This is a genomic window from Nocardia sp. NPDC050413, from assembly GCF_040655475.1.
Lineage (GTDB): Bacteria > Actinomycetota > Actinomycetes > Mycobacteriales > Mycobacteriaceae > Nocardia > Nocardia coubleae.
Genome location: NZ_JBFAJZ010000002.1, coordinates 588,134 through 608,535 on the forward strand (window position 1 = coordinate 588,134; position 20,402 = coordinate 608,535).

The following is a 20,402-nucleotide window of genomic DNA, read 5'->3' on the forward strand; positions in this document are numbered from 1 at the left end:
GACCGGGCCCGCGCCCGCCCCGATGACGCATCGTCAGGTCCTGGAAGCCATGACGGGCCTGCTGGCAGCGCTGTTCACGGCGCTGCTCAGCACCACGATCGTGTCGACCGCGCTGCCGACGATCATCGGGGACCTCGAGGGATCGCAGACCGCGTACGCCTGGGTCATCACCACGGCGCTGCTGGCCAATGCCGCGTCGACCCCGATCTGGGGCAAGTTCGCCGATCTGTTCAACAAGAAGCTGCTGGTCCAGTCGGCCATCGTCATCTTCGTCATCGGTTCGGTGATCGCGGGCTTCGCGAGCAACGTGCCGATCCTCTTGGCGGCACGCGTCGTCCAGGGCATCGGCATGGGCGGCTTGACCGCGCTCGTGGTCGCGATCATCGGCTCCATCGTCTCGCCGCGCGAACGCGGACGGTATTCCGGTTACATGGGCGCCGTGATGGCGGTGTCGATGTCCGGCGGCCCGATTCTCGGCGGTGTCATCGTCGACAGTCCGCTCGGCTGGCGCTGGTGCTTCTTCGTTTGTGTGCCCCTGGCGGTCATCGCGCTCGTTCTGTTGCAGCGGACGCTGCGGTTGCCGACCGAACGCAAGGAGGGCGTCTCGATCGACTGGTTGGGCGCCGCCCTGCTGACAGCGGGTGTGTCGGTGCTGCTCATCTGGGTGTCGTTCGCCGGAAAGGCGAACTACTACGAGTGGTTCTCCCGCGAATCCGCCTGGTATGTCGGTTCGGGTGTGCTGTTGCTGCTCGCGACCGTGCTGGTCGAATCGCGAGCGAAATCGCCGATCATTCCGTTGTCGATCGTCACCGAGCGCACCACCGGTCTGGCCATCATCGCCTCGATCGCGGTCGGTGTCGGCATGTTCGGGTCGACCACCTTCCTCGGGCAGTACTTCCAGACCTCGCGCGGCTACTCGCCGACGATGGCAGGCGTCCTGACCATCCCCCTGGTCCTCGGCATGCTCGTCGCCTCGACCGGTTCGGGACAGCTGATCACCCGGTTCGGGAAATGGAAGTCGTTCGTCGTCATCGGCGGCGGGTTGCTGGTGGTCGGGTTCGGGCTGCTCTCGACGATCGATCACGCCACCGATCTGTGGCTGGTCGGCACCTACATCGCCATCGTCGGGCTCGGCGTCGGCATGATGATGCAGAACCTGGTGCTGGCCGTCCAGAACACGGTGAGCGTGCACAGTATCGGCGCCGCGTCCAGCAGCGTCGCGTTCTTCCGCACGTTCGGCGGCGCGATCGGCGTCTCGGTGCTGGGTTCGGTGCTGGCCACCCGGGTGAGCGAGCTGTCGGCGAAGGGTTTCGCCGAGCTCGGCGTGCCTGCCGGTTCCTCCGGTGGTGGCAGCCTGAATCTTCACGGGCTGCCCGCCCCGATCGTCACTGTCGTGCGCGCCGCCTACGGTGACGCGACCGGGCGGATCTTCCTCATTGCCGCGGGTGCGGCGGTCGTCGCACTGCTGGCAGTCGCCGTACTGCCGAACCGCCCGCTGCGTACCACGATCGACCTCGATCCCGAGCCCGAGACGAAAGATTCTGCGTCGCAGGGTGATCCGACCGATCCGCTGGACGCCGAACTAGCGGCCTTCGCGGAGGCGGGCTGGGACCGAGAGCAGATGGGGGAAGGCGCCGAACCGGTACTGTCCGAAGCGAAAAGTGGCGGACTGGTGGCCGGTAGCGTCCGCCGCGAGGACGGTCAGGAGCTGGCGGGTGCGGTGCTGACCTTGATCGATCGGGGTGGTCGTCAGGTCGCGCGGGCGAGCAGTGACGCCGACGGCGGCTATGCGATCAACGCACCGACGGCCGGTGGCTATGTGCTGATCGTGTCGGCGTCCGGGCATCAGCCGACAGCGGTCGAAGTGTCTGTCGGCCGGCGCCCTCGGCGCGTGGATCTGACCCTCGTCGGCTCCGGTGAGGTGTCGGGTGTCGTCCGGACCGACCACGGTTCGCCTCTGCCGGGTGCGACCGTCACGGTGACCGACCTGCGTGGTGAGGTGATCGGGGCCGCCGTCACAGGCGGCGACGGTACCTACGCGTGCCACGGCGTCGTGTCGGGTGTCTATACCTTGGTCGCCGCTGCCGAACACATGCGTCCCAGCGCGATCACCCTGAGCGTGCCCGCCAGTGGCGTGCTCCGCCAGGATATCGAGCTGTCCGCGACGGCGGTACTCACCGGATCCGCGCATGCCGACGACGGCAACCCCGTGCCGAATGCGCTGGTCAGCGTGCTCGACGCCGCGGGTGCAGTCACCGCGACCGCGCGCACCGACGAGAACGGCCGCTATGTCGTGGCCGATCTCCACGAAGGGAAGTACACCGTGATCGCCCGCGGCTATCCGCCCGTGCGGGATCAGGTGACAGTCTCCGGGCCCGAGGTCGTCCATGACGTGCGGCTCGCCTACGAGCACGCAGCGGAGACTGTCCGATCCCGTTCGTAGGCCATCTCGGAGTAGGCGCTGGATCAGTGAGCTGATTCGAGGCGGTGGAGGCGGTCGGGGTCGGTGAGGATGATTCTCGGGTCGTCGAGAGTGATCAAACCGTCCCGGTCGAACTCCTTCAGAGTCTTGTTCAGAGCGGGAACCGACGTGCCGAGCATGGCGGCGAGGGTGCGGTGCGGGAGGTCGATGGTGTTGTCGACCGCCTCGTCCAGGAGGAGTTGGGCGAGTTGGGTGGGTAGCGGACGCCCCAACATATTGATGAGGCGGCCCTGACCTGCGGCGAGGCGCTTCGACACGCTGGTGAGCCAGCGGCGGCAGATGGTGGGATCGCCCAGGAGCGCTTCCAATTCGGGCGCGGGCAGGAACAGGCAGTGGGCGTCCGTGCGGGCGCGCGCGGTGTAGGGCGGTGGGGTTTCGAGCAGGATCGCCAGGTCGCCGGCGAGGTCGCCGGGGCGGAGCACGTCGACCACGGTGTGCTCACGCTCCGTGCCCACCGACAATTCGATCAGCCCCTCCCGGATGAACCACACACCCTCCGACGGCGCACCGGTGGAGAACAGCAGCGACCCCGCGGCCACGGATTCTGCCTCGAAACGATCAGCGAGCCGTTCGAAATCCTGTGCGCGCAGCGGACCGGTGCGATCGCGGCCGACGCACCGCGCCACCCAGGCCGCCTGCCGCAACCGATCGTCGCCGAAACCTTCTTCGCCCACCGCATGAACAAGGTGGGAAAAAGCCCGATGACTGTGGATCATTGCTCGCTCCTGTGCTGGTGCCGCAGCTGCCGTCCCACCCACGATTATCCTCGCGCACCGGTGCGAATTCCTACGCCCGCAACGTTGCATTCCGTGACATACCAGCCGGGCCGACCACCCGCGGGCGCGCCGACGCGGGATTGCTCATCCTGCGGCGGTGCCGGAACGCATGCCAGACTAGCGGCGTGGGCGCGATGGGGAACGAGAACGCTACGGCGAAACCGGACGCACAGCAAGGCCGCGACCGAGGCGAGGTGATCGGTGGCGGACTGCTGTGGCTGGCCAAATGGGCACTGTGCGTCGTCGCGATCGCGGCGGGCGCGTGGGTGCTCGGCACGATCGCGGGACGACTGTGGGTGGTGCTGTTGCCGGTCGCGCTCGCGGTCGTGGTGACCACGATCCTGTGGCCCGCGACCCGATGGCTCACCGCCCACCGGATGCGGCCCGCGCTGGCCGCCACGATCACCCTGGTGGGTTTCCTCGCGCTGGTGGCGGGCGTGATCGCGCTGATCGTGCCGTCGGTCGCCGATCAGGCGCCGCAACTGGCGGACAAGGCGACCGCCGGTGTGAACAAGGTGCGTGACTGGGTTCAAGGTCCGCCGCTGAACATTCGCGACGAGCAGCTCGACTCCGCCGTCGACGCGATCGTGTCGCGACTGCAGTCCAGCGGCACCCAGATCGCCAACGGTGTCTTCACCGGCGTATCGACCGCGACGTCGGTCTTGATCACGATTTTCCTGGTGCTGGTCCTGGTGTTCTTCTTCCTGAAGGACGGTCCGCGCCTGCTGCCCTGGATGCATGTCGTGTGCGGCAACCGCAGCGGCCGGCACCTCGAGGCCGTGCTCGAACGGGTCTGGGGGACCCTCGGCGGGTTCATCCGCACGCAGGCGATCGTCAGCTTCGTCGATGCCGTCCTCATCGGCGCGGCCCTGTTCATCCTCGACGTGCCGTTGGCGCTGGTGCTGTCGGTGATCACCTTCGTCGGCGGTTTCATCCCGATGGTCGGCGCGTTCGTGGCGGGCGCGCTCGCCGTCCTCGTCGCGTTGGTCGGCAACGGTTTCACCACCGCGCTGATCGTGCTCGGTGTCGTGATCGCGGTGCAGCAGCTGGAAGGCAATGTGCTGCAACCGGTCCTGCAGAGCCGCAGCATGGAGTTGCACCCCGTGATCGTGCTGCTTGCGGTGACCGCGGGCGGCTCCCTCTACGGCATCACCGGCGCCTTCCTCGCGGTCCCGGTGGTCGCGATGATCGCGGTGGTCCTGCGCTATCTCGGCGAACAGATCGACGCGAAGACCACCCCACCGCAATCGGCGGAATGCGAAACCGCGGCGAAGGCGGCCGCGGCGCCTGCGGCACAGCCACCAGGCGATCCCGCCTGACCGACCACAGCGAAATACCTGCGTGCGCGCCGAAGCCTTCGTCATCGACCGAGTCGAATCGACCGGCGTGACGTCCGGGGGCGATGGCGTTATTCGTCGCCGAAGACGTCCGACACCAATGCGCGCAGGGCAGGGAGATCCACTTCCCGCAGTCCGGACAGTGGGATCGCCCACCTGCCGCTGAGCCAGGCGAGTGCCAGCAATCGTTTGGCGCGTGCGGGGGAGCGCGCGGCGATCTCCTCGGCGATGCGGGTGAAGGTGTGGGCCTGACGTTCCGGATCGGTGATCGTGCGCGCGAGGGCCTCGGCGCGCTGGGCATCGGACGTGGCGACGGCCCCGGCGGCCAGGGCGAGCGCGTACCCCCGCCAGAACGAGTCGTCGAGCCGGTGGGCAAGAGCTTCCGCGGCGTCCGGGTCGACCCGGGCCAGTGACCCGACGATCCGGGCCATCTGACTTCCCCGGACAGCGAGGTAGCCGAGCACAGCGCCATGGGAAACGGGCGGCAGGTCCACGGCACGCTGCCCGAGCGCCACCGCGCGGCTGTCGTCGAGATCGACCATCACCGCGGCTGCGGCGGCGTGAACGAGGGCTTGTTCCATGGGATCGGGCCATCGCTCAACTCGGCGCACCGCATCGTCGACCAGTCGGACCGCGTCTTCGGGGTGGGTGTCCGCGAGCGCACCGGCGACGCGAACCAGGGCCGAGGGCTGTGCGGTCGGCGGCAACGATGCCACGACGGTTTCGGCCCGCTCCGGGTCTCGGTTCGCGATCGTGACGGCGAGCGCGGTCACTGCGCCCGGCCGCCAGTCGTCGTCGAACGACCGAAGGGCGAGGCCGACCGCGCGGTCCGGGTCGATCCGCGCGATGGCCGGAATCAGGTGCGTCAGCATGGCGCGGCGCCGCTCGTCGTCGGGCATCGCGGCAACCAGTTCCGAGGCACTTTCGACCAGACGTGCGTCATGCGCCGGTTCGGTACCGGCGCTCCTGACCAGGTGGATGAGCGCATCCGCACGCAGTTTCGGGTCGAGAACGGTTCGCGCCAGGGTTTCGGCCCGCTCCGGCCAGAATCGGGAGATGGCTGCGGCGACAAGGGAAATCGTCTCCGCGTGCTGTTCCTGATCGATGGTCGCCCCGGCGAGGGCTCGCGCGCGCACGGTCAACTCGGCGGCATGCGCGCTCCGGGTTTCGGCAATCGCCCAGGCGATGGAGGTGAGCGCGCTCGCCTGCCACTCCAGGTCGAGGATCCTTCCTGCGATTGCTTCCGCTCGATCGGGGTCGGCGTCGGCGGCCGCGCGGACCACGCCGACCAGCGCCTCGGCCCGACCCCCGGGATCGGTGATCGCGAAGGTGAGACGTTCGGCGTGTTCGGGATCCGTGCGGGCGATCAGCTCGGCCAGCTCGCCGATGCCGATGTCGCCGACATCGTGATCGCCGATCATGCTTTCGGCGCGCAGCGCCACACGCTGCGACCACTGCGGGGAAAAGGCGGCGACGACCCAGGCCAGCCGGACCAGGAGGCTGAACCGCTGGTCGGGCTCGGTAAGCGCCGATGCGAGCGCCTCCACCTCCTGTCCGAGGCGTGTCGCCATGGCCGAGTCGGCGGCATGCACGGCCGATGCCACGTCGGCGAAGGCGTAGGCGCGAGTGACCGGCTCCCGAAAGTCGACGGCCATCGCTTCGGCCTGTTCGGCGAACCGGACGGCGCGATCCCGATCGGTGGCCGCGAGCGCTCGGCAGGTACGGGTCAGCGCCTCCCACCGCGCTCCCGGTTCGATCAACTCGCCGATGATCGCTTCGGCGCGTTCGGGGTCGGCGGCCACCACGATCGGGGCGATACGCGCCAGCACCTCTTCGCGGCCCGCGGAATCGGTGGCGGTGCGGGCGAGAGCGTGCGCACGGTCCACGTCGGACTTCGCGATCACCTGCGCAACCTGCTTGATCGCGTAATCGCGACTGACGTCGTCGCAGACCCGGGCGAGGAGTCGTTCGGCGTAAGCCGGATCGGCAACCGTGGTGGCGAGGCGCATCAGCAGGTGCGTGCGTACATTCAGGCCGAGCTCGGGCGGCGTAGGGTCGACGTCGTCGACGATCAGCTTCTCCGTACGGTCGACGATCCGCCTCGCACGTCGCGGTTCGCGTTCGGCGATTTCCTCGACCAGATCCAGGAGCGCGTCGGCTTGTCGAGCCGGGTTCGGCAGACTCAGCGCCAGCGACTCACCCCGGTCGAGATGACCGAGTCGGGCCCAGAGCGCGGGGATCGAGGTGGGGACCCCGGCGTTGTAATCGCGATGCTGATCGCGCAGCCGGGCCAGGTGCGCTGTCGTATACAGATCGGGATCGGGTTGCGCACAGATCCGCTGCTGGACGGTGCGGATTTCGGTGAGCGCGACAGCGTCACCGCCGGTGTGCGCGCGCAAACGATCGTGTCGAGCAGTATCGAGCGCCAGCTTCGCCATCCGCGCGTGATCATCGGCCCGGTCGAGGATCGAAAAGTACCGGCGCAGCAGGAAATCGGGGGTTTCGGGTGGCCACCCTGCTTGGCGGTATTCGTCGGCCCAGGCGTGCAGTCGGTCCCGACTCTCCCGCAACAGCCGCGCACCGAGGCGCTGTTCGGCTGTGCGCTGTAGGGTTTCGTGGGCGAGGGCGTGGATGGGGTCGAGGGAGCCGTCGAGTTCGGGGGAGCGGGATTTGGCACGGAAGCTGCGTCCGGAGACTCCGCGCACCAGGTCGTCGATTTCGTAGGGGGCGAGGTCGGTGAGTTCGACGAGTTCGGTGGTGGAGAGACCGTTGGCGGCGGTGATGAGGGCCAGCAGGCTGCGGAATCTTTCAGGGCCGCTCAGTAATTGGTCGAGTTCCTCGATCGCGCGGTCGCGGATTCCGGCCGCGTAGTCCGATCGGGCGAGGCGATGGATCGCAGCGTCGCGCAGTGGGTGTCCCGCGACGATCCGCAGGTGTGGACCGTGCCTGCTGGCGACGATCACCCGGAGGTTCGGCACGGGCAGGCGCGGCAAGAGGTTGACGATCGGTGGCTTGCCGATGTCTTCGTCGAGGCCGTCGACGACGAGGACCAGCCGCCTGTCTTCGGCGGCGAGTTCGCGAGCGGCGATGGCCAGCAACTCGTTTCGCAGGCCGTCGCGGTTGATCATGGCTGCGGCGATCAGGGCCCGTTGCTCGGGGAGAAGGACCGCGAGCTGGTCGAGGACGGCGTCGGTGAAAGCGGTGTGACTATTCTGATCGGCCAGGCGGTCGGTGACGAAGAAGCTGATCACCGTGACGTCATCGGGTGGGTTCAGCGCGAACCACGCCAACAGTGCGGACTTGCCCGCCCACGGATTCGCGCGAATCCACAGGTACGGCTCGTCACCGCGACAGAATTCGGCGAGCATCCGTAACTCGTCGTCGCGCTCGAGCAAACCGCTTGTCGGCGCGAGGAATTCGCGCACCTGGGTGACATACAGCGACGCGCCGGTCAGCAGGGCGGCATTGGAGGCGACCTCGAACCGCTGGGTGATCCGCAAATCACGCCCGACCGAGACACCGTCGAAATCGAAGACGGGCCCGCTCCCCGGGGCGACCGACGCGCTCGAGGCGGGGACTACTCGGGCGCCGTCGAAGGGTCCGGCCTGTCCCCGGCGTGAATTCCGGTGATCTTGATGGACCGGCCCGCCCTCACCTCGGTGAGATGCGCGGCGGCGCCGGAACTCGTGGTGATATCACTGATCTCGATGTCGCCACCGGCTTCGACCCCATCCAGCCGCACCCCGACCGTCTCCGCGACGGCCGGTGCCTGCTCGGCGATCACCCGCCACAACCGCTGGACCGCCTCGATCAGCTCCGGATCCTCGTCGGCACCGGCGGCACCGAGTTCCTCGGCGAGCACCACCTGTCGCGACGGCGCCGCCGGCCGCTGCTCGACGATCTCGACGTCGACCGACCCGTACTTGCGGGTGAGGAGATCCTTGAATCCCCGGTAGGCATCGGCGATCGCCGCCTTCGACGTGTCGGTGATGCCGGCGACGAGCCCCGCGGAAACCGCCGATGCGGCCGCCGTCGCCGCCGCCATGATCGCTGGGTCCATCCGTGCGCCCTCCCAGTCCGCGGATCGGAACCCGCCCAACATACCCGACCTGTGTGCACCACGATCGTCGTGCGAACGAAAGCGGCTGGCGCCCGGTTGGATCGGTTGTTTGCGTAGTCAGCGGGTTGGTGATCGGCCGCTCCCGCGCAGTAGTCCCCGGACGAACCCGCGCACAGCCATCACCACCAGCCATACCGCCGATCCCAGCCCGGCGAGGATGATCGTGCCCCAGAGGATGATGAACGGCCCGTATTCGGCGACGCGGCCCCAATAGTCGCAGGGGCCGACGTCGCCGGGGATGACGGCGCATTCCGGGTGCGCGTCGGCGGCGAAGGCCACGGTGGCGAGGACCGAAAGCAGTACGGCCCCAGCGAAGATGAGCGTCAGATGAGTGAGAGGTCGGGCGGGTGGCATACCGCCCGACCTTAGCGACTCGGGCCTGCGCTCGTGGATGTCGTTCGATCCGAGGGGCACGGATGCGGCAAGCCACACGCGGCGGATATGCGCGGGGTGGTCGCGTCCACCCCGCGCACGGAGACCGCGCTCACTCAGGCTTGCGGTGAGTCCCGTCGCGCACGGTACCGACGAACTCCTCCACCAGGTCCTCGAGCGCGACGACGCCGACGGTGTTTCCGCGGGCATCGACCACCCGGCCCAGGTGACTGCTGGTGCGGCGCAACCGGGCCAGGGCCTCGTAGAGCGCGGTGGTCGTGGTGACCGTCGGCAGCGGGCGGATGTCGGTGCGGGGGATCTTGGTGTCGGGGCCCGCGTTGTCGTCGGCGACCTCGTCGAGCACGTCCTTGATGTGGAGGTAGCCGACGAGCGAACCGTCGGCCGCGCGGACGGGGTACCGGGAGAACCCGGTCTCGGCCACGGCGGCTTCCACATCGCCGAGGGTGGTTCCGTCGCCGCGCAACGGCACCGAACGCGCGTCGGCCAGCGGTACCATCACATCACCGACGATCCGCTCGGAGGTGCCGAGTGCCTGGGTGAGCCTGCGGTGTTCCTCCTCGTCGAGCAGACCCTCCGACCGCGACTCGCCGATCATCTCGGCCAGTTCCACCGTGGACACCGTCGCGTCGAGCTCGTCCTTGGGCTCGATACGCAGCATCCGCAGGGTGAGGTTCGCGGCGTAGTTGTAGAGCGCGATGAGGGGACGCGCGATCCGCAACCACATCAGGTGGATCGGTACCAGCAGCAACGCCGAGCGTTCCGGACCGGCCAGCGCGATGTTCTTCGGGACCATCTCGCCGAGCAGGATGTGCAGGATCACCACCAGGGTCAGCGCCAGCGCGAACCCGACCGGATGCAGTAGCTGCTCGGGCAACCCGAGCAGTTCGAACGGGCGCTCGATCAGGTGCGCGATGGCCGGTTCGCCGACCCGGCCGAGCAGGATCGAGCAGATGGTGATGCCGAGCTGGGCGGCGGCCAGCATCATCGACAGGTTCTCGCCTGCCTCGATCACCGTCGCGGCCTTCTTCTTCCCCTGTGCGACAAGGGCTTCCAGGCGATCGCGACGGGCCGAGATGAGCGCGAACTCGGCCGCGACGAAGAAGGCGTTGCCCGCGAGCAGCACCGCGGTGAGGACGAGTCCGAACAGGTCACCCATGGTTGTGCTCCCGTGCCGCGAGGTTCGCGTCGTCGACGGGCACCAGGCGCACCCGGTCGATCCGACGTCCGTCCATCCGTTCCACCCTGGCCACCCAGCCACCGGCACCGCCACGCGATTCGGGCAGGACGACCTCGTCGCCGCCCATCGGAATGCGGCCCAGCTGGGTGAGGACGAGACCGCCGAGGGTTTCGTATTCGCCTTCGGGCGCGTCGTAGCCGGTCGCGCGGGACACCTCGTCGATGCGCAGCAGACCCGAACAGTCCCAGCCGTCGCTCACCCGGCGCACGTCGCGTTCCTCCTCGTCGTGCTCGTCGCGCACGTCGCCGAGGATCTCCTCGATCAGGTCCTCCATGGTGACCATGCCCGCGGTGCCGCCGTACTCGTCGACGACGAGCGCCACCTGCATACCGTCGGCGCGGACCCGTTCGAGCACCTCGTCGCCGTCGAGACTGGCCGGCACGATCGGTACCGCGACGGCGAGTTTCCCGAGCGGGATCTGCTTGCGCAGGTGCGCCGGATGGGTGAAGGCGTGTTTGACGTGGACGACGCCGAGGGTGTTGTCGAGGTCGCCGTCGATCACCGGGAAACGGGAGTACCCGGTGCGTGCCGAGGCGGCGATGAGGTCGGCGATGGTGTCGTCGCGGTCGAGCGACTCCACCTTCACGCGCGGGGTCATCAGGTCCTCGGCGCTGCGTTCACCGAACTCCAGCGAGCGGTCCATCAGCTGCGCGGTGCGCTGATCCATCGCGCCGCGCTGGGCCGAGGTACGAACCAGCGACCCGAGTTCCTGGGGCGACCTGGCCGAACGCAGTTCCTCGGCCGGTTCGATGCCGAGCCTGCGGACCAGCCAGTTGGCGGCGTTGTTCAGGAATCGGATCAGCCATTTGAAGAACACGGAGAACCCGATCATCGGGCCCGCGGTGAGCCGGGCCGTCGCCATCGGCTTGGCGATGGCGATGTTCTTGGGTACCAGTTCGCCGTAGATCATCGACAGCGAGGTCGCCAGGATCAGTGCCAGCGCGAGCGCGACACCGGTCGCGGCGGTCTCGCTCAGGCCGATGCCGTCGAGCAGCGGCGCGAGCAGCCGTGCCAGCACGGGCTCGGCGATGAAGCCGGTGATCAGGGTGGTGATGGTGATGCCGAGCTGGGCGCCCGAGAGCTGGAACGACAGGGTGTTGTGCGCCTGTTTGACCAGTCGTGACCGGGTGTCACCGGAGCGCGCGGCCGATTCGACGGCGCTGCGTTCCAGGGCGGTGAGGGAGAACTCGGCGGCCACGAACAGGGCGGTACCGAGGGTCAATGCGGCGAAACCGAGCAGGCTGAGCACTGTCAGCACGGTGGACATCCTCAGCACCACCCATGCGGTGCGGGGGCGAGACCAGAGGATCGGACGGACGCTGCGGAAAGGAGGACGCCGGGTTTGTCACCCGGCTCCGTAGAGGAGCCCTCCTGTGTGGCGCCCTTGGACGCGGGTGACAACTGGATCCTTTCGAGGTGGGAAAACGAGCTGTGCCGAGATCGGCAACTCCATAGTAATCCGTCGCCTCGGTTGATGTGTCAGCGGCGCGGCCGACCGGCGCCCGCGCGGGGTCCGGTCGGCCGGTCGGTCACCAGCCGCTGGGCAGCGGCCTGCCCTCGGCGAACCCGGCGGCGGACTGCACACCGAGCACCGCGCGTTCGTGGAACTCCGGCAGGGTGCGGGCGCCCGCGTAGGTGCAGGAGCTGCGCACACCCGAGCAGATGTGGTCGATCAGGTCCTCCACGCCCGGCCGCTCGGGGTCGAGGCGCATCCGCGAACTCGAGATGCCCTCCTCGAACAGTGCCTTGCGGGCGCGGTCGAAACCGCTGTCGGCGGCGGTGCGGGCGGCGACGGCGCGCTTGGACGCCATGCCGAAGCTTTCCTTGTAGGCGTTGCCGTCGCGGTCGACGCGCAGGTCGCCGGGAGATTCGTAGGTGCCGGCGAACCAGGAGCCGATCATCACGTTCGACGCGCCCGCGGCCAGCGCGAGAGCCACGTCGCGGGGGTGCCGGACACCACCGTCGGCCCACACGTGCACACCGAGTTCCTGTGCGGCGGCGGCACATTCGGCCACCGCGGAGAACTGGGGGCGGCCGACGCCGGTCATCATGCGGGTGGTGCACATCGCGCCGGGCCCGACACCGACCTTGATGATGGTTGCGCCCGCCTCGGCCAGGTCGCGGGTGCCCTCGGCGGAGACCACGTTGCCCGCGACCAGCGGCAGTCCGAGGCCGAGATCGGCGACGGTGCGCAGGGATTCGAGCATCTTGGTCTGGTGCCCGTGGGCGGTGTCGAGGACGAGGACGTCGGCGCCCGCGTCGGCCAGTGCCTTCGCCTTGGCGGCCACGTCACCGTTGATGCCGACGGCGGCGGCGACGCGCAGTTTGCCCTCGGCGTCGACGGCCGGGGTGTAGATGCCCGCGCGGATGGCGCCGGTGCGGGTCATCACGCCCGCCAGGGTGCCGTCGGGGTGGGTGAGCACGGCGAGTTGGGTGTGAGAACCGGCGAGCCGGTCGAAGATGTCGCGGGGCGAGGCGTCGACGGGGGCCTGGACGAAATCGGTCTGGGCGATCTCGCGCAAGCGCGCGAACCGGTCGACATCGGCGCAGGCGGCCTCGGTGACCACACCGACGGGTTTGCCGTCCTCGACGACGACCACCGCGCCGTGCGCGCGCTTGTGCATCAGCGCCAGCGCGTCGGACACCGCCGCGTCGGGGTCGAGGGTGACCGGGGTGTCGGCGGTGAGCGAGCGGCTCTTGACGAACGCGATGGTGTCGGCGGCCGCCGGGATCGGGAGATCCTGGGGCAGGACGACCAATCCGCCGCGCCGGGCGACGGTCTCGGCCATCCGCTTACCGGCCACCGCGGTCATGTTCGCGACGACGAGGGGGATGGTGGTACCCGAGCCGTCGACGCTGGCCAGGTCCACATCGAAGCGGGACGCGACATCCGTCCGGTTCGGGACGAGGAACAGATCGTCGTAGGTCAGGTCGTACGGCGGCGGTGGGCCAAGAAGAAATCGCACTGTGCCGATGATAGCCGTGTGAGCGGTCCGGCGGGCGGATGCGCGTGGCGCGCTGGGAACGTGGAGCCGGAAACGCCGCGTGGCCGAACCGTAATCGGTTCGGCCACGCGGTGATTCAGGGTTGATCAGTTTGCGGAACGGTTGCGGTTGCCCGCCGGAGCCGCCGGACGACCGGCGCGCCGCCGCGAATTCGTCGGCGTGTCGCCGCTCCGGGCGTGTCCGCCGGCGCCCGCGGGCTTGCGGGAACGCGACTCGCCGGTCGGACGGTCCCGGCGCGGTGCGCCCGAACCCCGGCTGTGCCCGCCCTCGGAAGCCGTTGCGCCACCGGGCCTTGCGCGGCGCGGACGACCCGCACCGGTCGAGTTCCGCGTCGGCTGTGCCGGTGCGGCGGGGGTGGCGAGCGCGATGCCGCTCGGCTTGCGGGCACCGGTGATGTCCACCAGCTTCCGGTCGCCGGGGCGGACATCGATGCCGTCGGTCCGCACGCCCGCCTTACGGGTCATCGCGGCCACGTCCTTGCGCTCCTCGTCGGTGACGAGGGTGACGACCACGCCGTCCTCCCCGGCCCGCGCGGTGCGACCGGCGCGGTGCAGGTAGGCCTTGTGCTCGGCGGGCGGGTCGAAGTGCACGACCAGCGACACACCGTCGATGTGGATGCCGCGCGCGGCCACGTCGGTGGTGACCAGCACCGGCACCGACCCGTCGGCGAAGGCCGCGAGCGTGCGCACGCGATTGTTCTGTGCCTTGCCGCCGTGCAGCGAGCCCGCGTCGACACCGGCGCCGCGCAGCTGCTTGGCCAGGCGGTCGGCGCCGTGCTTGGTGCGCACGAACATGATGGTCAGGCCGTCGCGGGCGGCGATCTCGGTGGCGACGGTGCGCTTGATGTTCTTGTCGCGCACGAAGAACAGGTGGTGGGTCATGGTGCTCACCGACGCCTCGGCGGGCGCGGTGGAGTGGGTCACCGGGTTGCTCAGGTAGCGCTTCACGAGCTTGTCGACGTCACCGTCGAGGGTGGCCGAGAACAGCAGGCGCTGACCCTGTTTCGGGGTGCGGTCGAGCAGGCGGGTGACCTGGGGCAGGAAGCCCATGTCGGCCATGTGGTCGGCCTCGTCCAGGGCGGTGATCGCCACGTCGGACAGATCGGCGTTGCGCTGCTTGATGAGGTCGTCGAGACGGCCGGGGGTGGCGATCAGCAGGTCGACACCGCGCGCGAGCCGGTCGGCCTGACGCTTGATCGGGGCACCACCGACGACGGAGGCCACGCGCAGACCCAGCGAGCGAGCGGCGTCTTCGAGCGCCTTCTCGATCTGGGTGGCGAGCTCACGGGTCGGCACGAGCACCAGGCCACGCGGGCGGCCCGGCTTGGACGGCGGGCCCTCGGCCAGGCGGGTGAGGATCGGCAGGCCGAAGGCGAGGGTCTTGCCCGAGCCGGTGGGGCCGCGACCCAGCACGTCACGCCCGGCGAGCGCGTCACCGATGGTGGCGGCCTGGATGGGGAAGGGCTTGTCGATGCCCGCGTTGCGCAGCGACTGCACCAGGGCCACGGGCAGGCCTAGTTCGGTGAAGGTCGGTTCGGTTGCGTCGGAGACAGCAGAGGTGGACAAAATGGCCTTTCGTTGGGCTGCGAATCGCGCTGGAAGATCACCGGCGCCGATTACCCGAAACACGCGAACGGCGTACGGGGTGCGGCCCAGCAGGAAGGACCGATCTCCCAGGATAGGCGTGATTGCGTTCGCGTGGGTAAACAACCTGGTCAGCCGGGACGGCGAGCGTCGGTTCGGCCGGGAGCGAAAAGCAGGGTTCGGGGTGCGTGCGTCGCGTCCGGCTCGGAGTCGGGTGATCGCCAGGTCAGCCGTGGAACAAGCGGCTCAGTTCCTGCAGCCACGGCACCGCGACGGCGAGGGTGGGAACCACCAGAATCGCGGCGGATCCGAGGTAGGCGGCGGTGGCGATTCTCACGTCGCCGTTGGCGCCCGCGAGGCGCTGGATGCGGATGAGGGTGCTGGGACCGCCCGCGGCCAGCGCACCTTGCGGTGCGGTCGATTTCGCGCACGCCACCAGGGCGCGGGCGAGCGGTTTGGGGCCGGTGACCTTCACCGCGGAGTCGTCGGCGAGCAGTTCGATGAGCAGTTTCACCGAGCCGAGCGCGGCCTTGCTTCGGACCACCCGGGGGAACGCCTCGTGGACGGCGGTGAACGCCTCGAGCACCAGGTCGTGGCGGGCCCGCAGATGCGAGCGCTCATGGCTCACGATCGCGGTGACCTCGGCGTCGTCGAGGCTGGTCAGGGTGCCTTCGCTGAGTACAACGCGCTGGCGGAGCCCGGGCAGGCAGTAGGCGATGGGTTCGGTGGCGGCGAGCACCCGGATGTCGGCGGCGCGGCGCACGGGACCGCTCTGATCGAGCAGATCGACCAGCATGCGGTGCCGGGACCGGCGGCGCCGGGTGTGCACGCCGACGCGCACGATGGAGAACATCAGGCGCGCGCCGATCATCAGCGTCAGCGCGAACACGGTGACGTAGACGAGCCACAGCGGCAGTCCGAGCGCGTCGATCTCCTTGGTGGGAGAGGTGGTCGGCCTACCGTCGGGGCCGGGAACGAGCAGCATGCTGGCGATGGCCAGCCCGGAACCGAAGGCGCTGAGCACGGCGGCCAGCGCGATGGCCTGCCACAACACGACCGCCGCCCGCGGGCTGCGGTGCGGCCAAGTAGCACGGCTGAGCAGCGCGGGAACCAGCCCTGCGAGTAGCAAGGCGAGACCTGCGAAGACTGCCGCGGTTGCGTTCATCGACTCTGCTCACTGCGTTGTGGGGCCAGGGGCGCTCACGTCGTTGTGAGAGCCGCCAGGGAGTCTAGCCGCTGTTTTCGTCGGATTCGAGCTTGGCCAGCGCCTCGCGCAAGGCGTCGGCTTCGTCCTTGCCGACCTGTTCCACGAAGTGCACCAGCGCCGCGGCGCGGCTGCCCGCCGCGTCGGCCTGCTGCAACGCGTCGACCATCAGGCTCGCGACCAGTTCGTCGCGGCTGTGTACCGGGGCGTACCGATGCGCGCGATCGTCGCGACGCTGCACAACCAAATCCTTTTTCGCCAGCCGCTGCAGCACGGTCATCACCGTGGTGTACGCGAGCTCGCGACGAGCCGCCAGTGCTTCGTGTACCTGCCGCACCGTGAGCGGTTCGTCGGCGGACCACAACTGGTCCATCACCGCTTTTTCGAGTTCGCCGAGACCTGCCATCCCTCCGATTTTACGGACTCAACGACAAAGATGCGTACTACAGATTGTCGTAACGGGGTGTTTGCTGGTGTGTCATTCGTCATACCCGGCCGCGCCGTGCACGTGGCGCGTGCCGATCGGCACGACCATCGGCCGCCCCGAGACCGGATCGGTGAGCACCCTCGCGTCGAGTCCGAACACCTCGGCGAGCAGTTCCGCTGTGATGATGTCGGCCGGTTTTCCCTGCGCGACGATGCGGCCCGCCGCCATCACCACCAGTTCGTCGCTGTAGCGGATGGCGAGGTTGAGATCGTGCAGCACCATCACCACGGTGCGCCCGAATTCGGCGTGCAAGCGGTCGACCAGGTCGAGTACTTCCAGCGAGTGCGCGAGGTCGAGGTAGGTGGTCGGCTCGTCGAGCAGCAGGATGTCGGTGCCCTGGGCCAGCGCCATCGAGATCCAGGCGCGCTGCCGCTGACCGCCCGACAGTTCGTCGAGCGTGCGGTCGGCCAGGTCGGCGATGCCGGTCTGGGCCAGGGCGGCGGCGACCTCGGTCTCGTCGTCGGCCGACCACTGCCGCAGCCAGGACTGATGCGGGTGACGGCCGCGCGCGACGAGATCGGCGACGGTGAGCCCTTCCGGCGCGACGGGGGTCTGCGGCAACATGCCGATCACCCGCGCGACGTCCTTGGTCTTCATCGTCGAGATCGCCTTGCCGTCGAGCACCACCTGGCCTTCGCGCGGACGAAGCAACCGGCCGAGCGACTTGAGCAGTGTCGACTTGCCGCACCCGTTCGGTCCGATCACCGTGGTGACCACGCCGGGGGCGATGTCGAGACTGAGCCCGTCGACGATCACCCGCTCGCCGTAGCCGAGGGAAACGGTGTCGGCGGCGAGGCGATGGGCGGGGCTGGTCATGAGAGCGTGGCCTTCCGGTTCATGCGGACGAGCAGGTAGAGCAGGAACGGCCCGCCGAGCGCGGCGGTGACGATACCGACCGGCAGGTCGACGGGCAGCAGTGCGCGCGAGATGATATCGGCCCCCGCCACCAGCGCGGCGCCGGTGAGCGCCGAGGCGATCAGCGGTTCGCCGGGCGTGCGGAATGCCATCCTGGCGATCTGCGGTGCGGCCAGCGCGACGAACCCGACGGGCCCGACGGCCGCGGTCGCCACCGAGGCGGCGACGACCGACGCGCCGATCAGCAGCGCCTGCTGGGACTGGATGCGCACACCGAGCACCCGGGTCGACTCCTCGCCGAGACGCAGCGCGGCCAGCGTGCGCGCCGAGACGAGCGCGACGACGGTGACCACGGTGAGCGCGATTGCGGCGGGCACCACACTCGACATGTCGGCCGCGTCGAGCGAGCCGTTGAGCCAGACCTGGGCGCGCGCGGCGTCGGTGAGGCTGGCGCGGGTGAGCAGCCAGCTGATCGCCGACATGAGCACCGCGTTCACGCCGATACCGATGAGCACGAGCCGGAAACCGGTGACACCGCGTTCCCCGCCACCACCCCGGCCCCAGGCCAGCAGGTAGATCACCACGGCGGTGAGCAGCCCACCCGCGAGCGCCGCCAGGGGAGCACCGACTGTCGCGACGAGACCCGTTGTCGCCCCGCCACTTCCGATGAGCACGGCGACGGCGCCCACACTCGCACCGGTGGTGATACCGAGCACGTCCGGGCCCGCCAGGGGGTTGTGCAGGATGGACTGCATCAGCGCGCCCGCAAGACCTAAGGCGGCACCGACGACCACGGCAGTGAGTGCCCGGGGGAGTCGCGATTCGAGCACGATGAACCGCTGCGATCGGGAGCCACCCCCGCCGAGGACATCGAGCACCCGGCTCAGCGGGACATAGGTGTCGCCGACGGCGATATCGACGCAGAACAGCACGAACACAGTCAAGGCCAACGCGATGACGAAACCGAACATCACCGGCCGCAGCACCAGCGACAGCGGACCCACTCGAAAGGCCGGACGCACCTTGCGCAGATCGGCGGTCGTGTCGATGCCGGCGCTCACAGCGTCACCAGCTTCTTGCGGCGCACGAGGGCGATGAAGAACGGTGCGCCAAGCGCCGCCAGCATCACGCCGACCTGGAGCTCACCGGGCCGGGCGACGACGCGGCCGGTGATATCGGCCGCCAGCAGCAACAGTCCGCCCAGCAGGGCCGAGTAGGGGATCAGCCACCGGTTGTCGGGTCCGGTGACGATGCGAGCGATATGCGGGACCACCAGCCCGAGGAACGCGATCGGCCCGACCGCCGCGGTGGCCGCACCGCTGAGCAGCACCACCGCAACCAGTCCGAACGCGCGCGCCCGGCCGATGTCGACACCGAGGCCGCGGGCCACCTCGTCGCCGAGACCGAGCAGGTTCAGGGCCGGGGCGGCGGCCAGGGCCATGCCGAGGCCGATCACGAGGAACGGCAGTACCTGCCAGAACACGTCGGCCTCGCGGCCGTTGACCGTGCCGACCACCCAGAACCGATAGGTGTCGAGCGCCGCGTTGTCGAGCACGACGACGGCGTTGGTCATCGCCTGCAGGAACGCGGTGACCGCCGCACCGGCGAGCACCAGGCTCAACGGGCTGGCCTTGCCGCCGCCGATAGAGGAGACGCCGAACACGATCAGTCCCGCGATCGCCGACCCGGCGAAGGCGAACCAGATGTATTGACCCGGCGCGGTGAAGCCGAACAGATAGATGCTGAGCGCCGCCAGGAAGCCGGCGCCCGCATTCAGTCCTAACAATCCGGCATCAGCTAGCGGATTCCGGGTATACCCCTGGATGAGCGCGCCCGCGACCCCCAGCGCCATTCCGGCGATGAGGGCCAACGCGGTGCGCGGGAGACGCAGCTCACGCACGATTTCCTCGGCGGTGGAGCGGGCCGGGCATCGGAACGGGCCGCCGTCGCAGCCGAGAGCGTGGGTGACGGCGTCGAACACCGTGGACGGTGCGAGCGAGCGGGTGCCGATGGCGATGCTGGCGACCACTGCCACGGTGAGCAGTACAGCGAGCAGGGCAAGCCCGGTCAGACGACGGCGTCTGACGGTGCCAGGGTGGATCACGGCGACGAACTTCTCCTGCCTCGAAACCGGACACGACTTGTGAAGTCTGGTAAGCCTAACCTATGTTCCGAGACATCATCGTCACGGGAACCAACCGTTCGAGGAGGTTCGATGCCCGAGCCCGTCACCACCACCACGACCAGCACCACTCTCGCGTTCGATCGCGCCTGTGCGCGGTTGCAAGCCCTGCAACCGGAGCATCCGCGGGTCTATGCCGTGGCGGCGATGGCCGGACAGGGGAAACGGCGATGGTGGCATGTCCCGAACGGGTTGTCCGAGGGCCGCGTCGAACTGATGTACCGCAGGCACGCCGCGGAGATGATCAACGACGAGATCGCCGCCGAGGTGGTGGCGACCGCGCTCATCCACGCCGTCGTCGGCCGGGTCACCGCGCTGTTCGTGATGTCGGCGCAGGCCTGGGATCCGGGGCGCGACAACCTCTGGATCCACCACGACAACGACGGCGGTATCGACTGGGCGGGCTTGTCCGACACCACGATTCGCGTCGTCGACGGTGATCCGCAGGCCGCCGAGCCCGGCACCGTCGCACTGCCCTGCGAGGCGGCGATGGCGGTGTGGCTGGTGCAGCGCAGCGCGTCGTCGCTGATCCCGTTGCAGTCGGTGCTCACCCGCTGCTCGGGTCTGCCCGCGCGCCGGTTCTGGCCGCTGGTCGGTGAATCCGTCGTCGGTGCGGCCACCTACGTGCCCGATCTGGCACGCACCGATCCCGCCGCCGCGGCGCGTCGTGGCCAGCTGCTGCTCACCGCCTTCGAGGAGCGTGGTTTGCCCGTGCGGCGCAGCAGCGTGCTGCAACGCTGA

Annotated in this window: 16 protein-coding genes and 1 pseudogene; 4 read left to right on the top strand and 13 right to left on the bottom strand. The window is 69.2% G+C overall.

Annotation, left to right across the window (positions count from 1 at the left end; translation table 11 throughout):
* Positions 1-22 precede the first annotated feature (22 nt).
* Both AB0I19_RS08750 and AB0I19_RS08755 read left to right on the top strand, forming a co-directional pair.
* Positions 23-1,516 (top strand): annotated as a pseudogene (locus AB0I19_RS08750) (MFS transporter); the annotation flags it as partial.
* Positions 1,517-1,621: 105 nt separating this feature from the next.
* Positions 1,622-2,443 (top strand): carboxypeptidase-like regulatory domain-containing protein, encoded by an 822-nt coding sequence (locus tag AB0I19_RS08755; RefSeq protein ID WP_357146719.1) that lies wholly within the window; start codon positions 1,622-1,624, stop codon positions 2,441-2,443.
* Positions 2,444-2,466: 23 nt separating this feature from the next.
* On the opposite strand, the gene AB0I19_RS08760 is transcribed toward AB0I19_RS08755, so the two are convergent.
* Positions 2,467-3,198: a Crp/Fnr family transcriptional regulator gene (locus AB0I19_RS08760; RefSeq protein WP_357146229.1), complete on the bottom strand. Its 732-nt coding sequence runs from the start codon at positions 3,196-3,198 to the stop codon at positions 2,467-2,469.
* 194 nt (positions 3,199-3,392) lie between these two features.
* Here AB0I19_RS08760 and AB0I19_RS08765 point away from each other — a divergent pair, with 194 nt between their 5' ends.
* Positions 3,393-4,577 (top strand): AI-2E family transporter, encoded by a 1,185-nt coding sequence (locus AB0I19_RS08765; protein WP_357146722.1) that lies wholly within the window; start codon positions 3,393-3,395, stop codon positions 4,575-4,577.
* An 89-nt stretch (positions 4,578-4,666) separates the two neighbouring features.
* Here AB0I19_RS08765 and AB0I19_RS08770 read toward each other — a convergent pair whose 3' ends face one another.
* The 12 genes from AB0I19_RS08770 to AB0I19_RS08825 form a co-directional block, all read right to left on the bottom strand.
* A complete protein-coding gene (locus AB0I19_RS08770; protein WP_357146232.1) occupies positions 4,667-8,095 on the bottom strand; it encodes a hypothetical protein in 3,429 nt (1,142 codons plus the stop codon).
* Between the two features lie 77 nt (positions 8,096-8,172).
* Positions 8,173-8,655 carry a hypothetical protein gene (locus AB0I19_RS08775; protein WP_357146235.1) on the bottom strand — a complete coding sequence of 161 codons (483 nt, stop codon included), beginning with the start codon at positions 8,653-8,655 and terminating at the stop codon, positions 8,173-8,175.
* Positions 8,656-8,772: 117 nt separating this feature from the next.
* On the bottom strand, positions 8,773-9,069 hold the full coding sequence (locus AB0I19_RS08780) for a hypothetical protein (protein ID WP_357146238.1): 297 nt from the start codon (positions 9,067-9,069) through the stop codon (positions 8,773-8,775).
* Between the two features lie 130 nt (positions 9,070-9,199).
* Positions 9,200-10,264 (bottom strand): hemolysin family protein, encoded by a 1,065-nt coding sequence (locus AB0I19_RS08785; protein WP_357146240.1) that lies wholly within the window; start codon positions 10,262-10,264, stop codon positions 9,200-9,202.
* On the bottom strand, positions 10,257-11,612 hold the full coding sequence (locus tag AB0I19_RS08790; protein ID WP_181698110.1) for a hemolysin family protein: 1,356 nt from the start codon (positions 11,610-11,612) through the stop codon (positions 10,257-10,259). Before AB0I19_RS08790 ends, AB0I19_RS08785 begins: the two co-directional genes overlap by 8 nt.
* A 262-nt stretch (positions 11,613-11,874) precedes the next feature.
* The gene (locus tag AB0I19_RS08795; RefSeq protein ID WP_357146243.1) at positions 11,875-13,311 is read right to left on the bottom strand and encodes a GuaB1 family IMP dehydrogenase-related protein; all 1,437 of its coding nucleotides are present in this window, start codon (positions 13,309-13,311) and stop codon (positions 11,875-11,877) included.
* A gap of 125 nt (positions 13,312-13,436) precedes the next feature.
* Entirely contained in the window at positions 13,437-14,915 is a 1,479-nt protein-coding gene (locus AB0I19_RS08800; RefSeq protein ID WP_357146246.1) for a DEAD/DEAH box helicase, read from the bottom strand.
* 244 nt (positions 14,916-15,159) lie between these two features.
* On the bottom strand, positions 15,160-16,098 hold the full coding sequence (locus AB0I19_RS08805; protein WP_357146248.1) for a M56 family metallopeptidase: 939 nt from the start codon (positions 16,096-16,098) through the stop codon (positions 15,160-15,162).
* A 64-nt stretch (positions 16,099-16,162) separates the two neighbouring features.
* A complete protein-coding gene (locus AB0I19_RS08810; RefSeq protein ID WP_279537543.1) occupies positions 16,163-16,552 on the bottom strand; it encodes a BlaI/MecI/CopY family transcriptional regulator in 390 nt (129 codons plus the stop codon).
* Between the two features lie 63 nt (positions 16,553-16,615).
* Positions 16,616-17,440 (bottom strand): ABC transporter ATP-binding protein, encoded by an 825-nt coding sequence (locus AB0I19_RS08815; RefSeq protein WP_357146251.1) that lies wholly within the window; start codon positions 17,438-17,440, stop codon positions 16,616-16,618.
* Positions 17,437-18,450 carry an iron chelate uptake ABC transporter family permease subunit gene (locus AB0I19_RS08820; protein WP_357146725.1) on the bottom strand — a complete coding sequence of 338 codons (1,014 nt, stop codon included), beginning with the start codon at positions 18,448-18,450 and terminating at the stop codon, positions 17,437-17,439. The genes AB0I19_RS08815 and AB0I19_RS08820 overlap by 4 nt, the downstream gene beginning before the upstream one ends.
* Positions 18,451-18,536: 86 nt before the next feature.
* A complete protein-coding gene (locus AB0I19_RS08825; protein WP_357146254.1) occupies positions 18,537-19,583 on the bottom strand; it encodes an iron ABC transporter permease in 1,047 nt (348 codons plus the stop codon).
* 111 nt (positions 19,584-19,694) lie between these two features.
* Here AB0I19_RS08825 and AB0I19_RS08830 point away from each other — a divergent pair, with 111 nt between their 5' ends.
* Positions 19,695-20,402 (top strand): hypothetical protein, encoded by a 708-nt coding sequence (locus AB0I19_RS08830; protein ID WP_357146256.1) that lies wholly within the window; start codon positions 19,695-19,697, stop codon positions 20,400-20,402.

Coding starts and splice junctions, on each gene's coding strand:
- AB0I19_RS08755 (WP_357146719.1), top strand. CDS start 1,622: ATGGGGGAAGGCGCCGAACCGGTACTGTCCGAAGCGAAAAGTGGCGGA.
- AB0I19_RS08760 (WP_357146229.1), bottom strand. CDS start 3,198: ATGATCCACAGTCATCGGGCTTTTTCCCACCTTGTTCATGCGGTGGGC.
- AB0I19_RS08765 (WP_357146722.1), top strand. CDS start 3,393: ATGGGGAACGAGAACGCTACGGCGAAACCGGACGCACAGCAAGGCCGC.
- AB0I19_RS08775 (WP_357146235.1), bottom strand. CDS start 8,655: ATGGACCCAGCGATCATGGCGGCGGCGACGGCGGCCGCATCGGCGGTT.
- AB0I19_RS08780 (WP_357146238.1), bottom strand. CDS start 9,069: ATGCCACCCGCCCGACCTCTCACTCATCTGACGCTCATCTTCGCTGGG.
- AB0I19_RS08785 (WP_357146240.1), bottom strand. CDS start 10,264: ATGGGTGACCTGTTCGGACTCGTCCTCACCGCGGTGCTGCTCGCGGGC.
- AB0I19_RS08790 (WP_181698110.1), bottom strand. CDS start 11,612: ATGTCCACCGTGCTGACAGTGCTCAGCCTGCTCGGTTTCGCCGCATTG.
- AB0I19_RS08805 (WP_357146248.1), bottom strand. CDS start 16,098: ATGAACGCAACCGCGGCAGTCTTCGCAGGTCTCGCCTTGCTACTCGCA.
- AB0I19_RS08815 (WP_357146251.1), bottom strand. CDS start 17,440: ATGACCAGCCCCGCCCATCGCCTCGCCGCCGACACCGTTTCCCTCGGC.
- AB0I19_RS08820 (WP_357146725.1), bottom strand. CDS start 18,450: ATGTTCGGTTTCGTCATCGCGTTGGCCTTGACTGTGTTCGTGCTGTTC.
- AB0I19_RS08830 (WP_357146256.1), top strand. CDS start 19,695: ATGCCCGAGCCCGTCACCACCACCACGACCAGCACCACTCTCGCGTTC.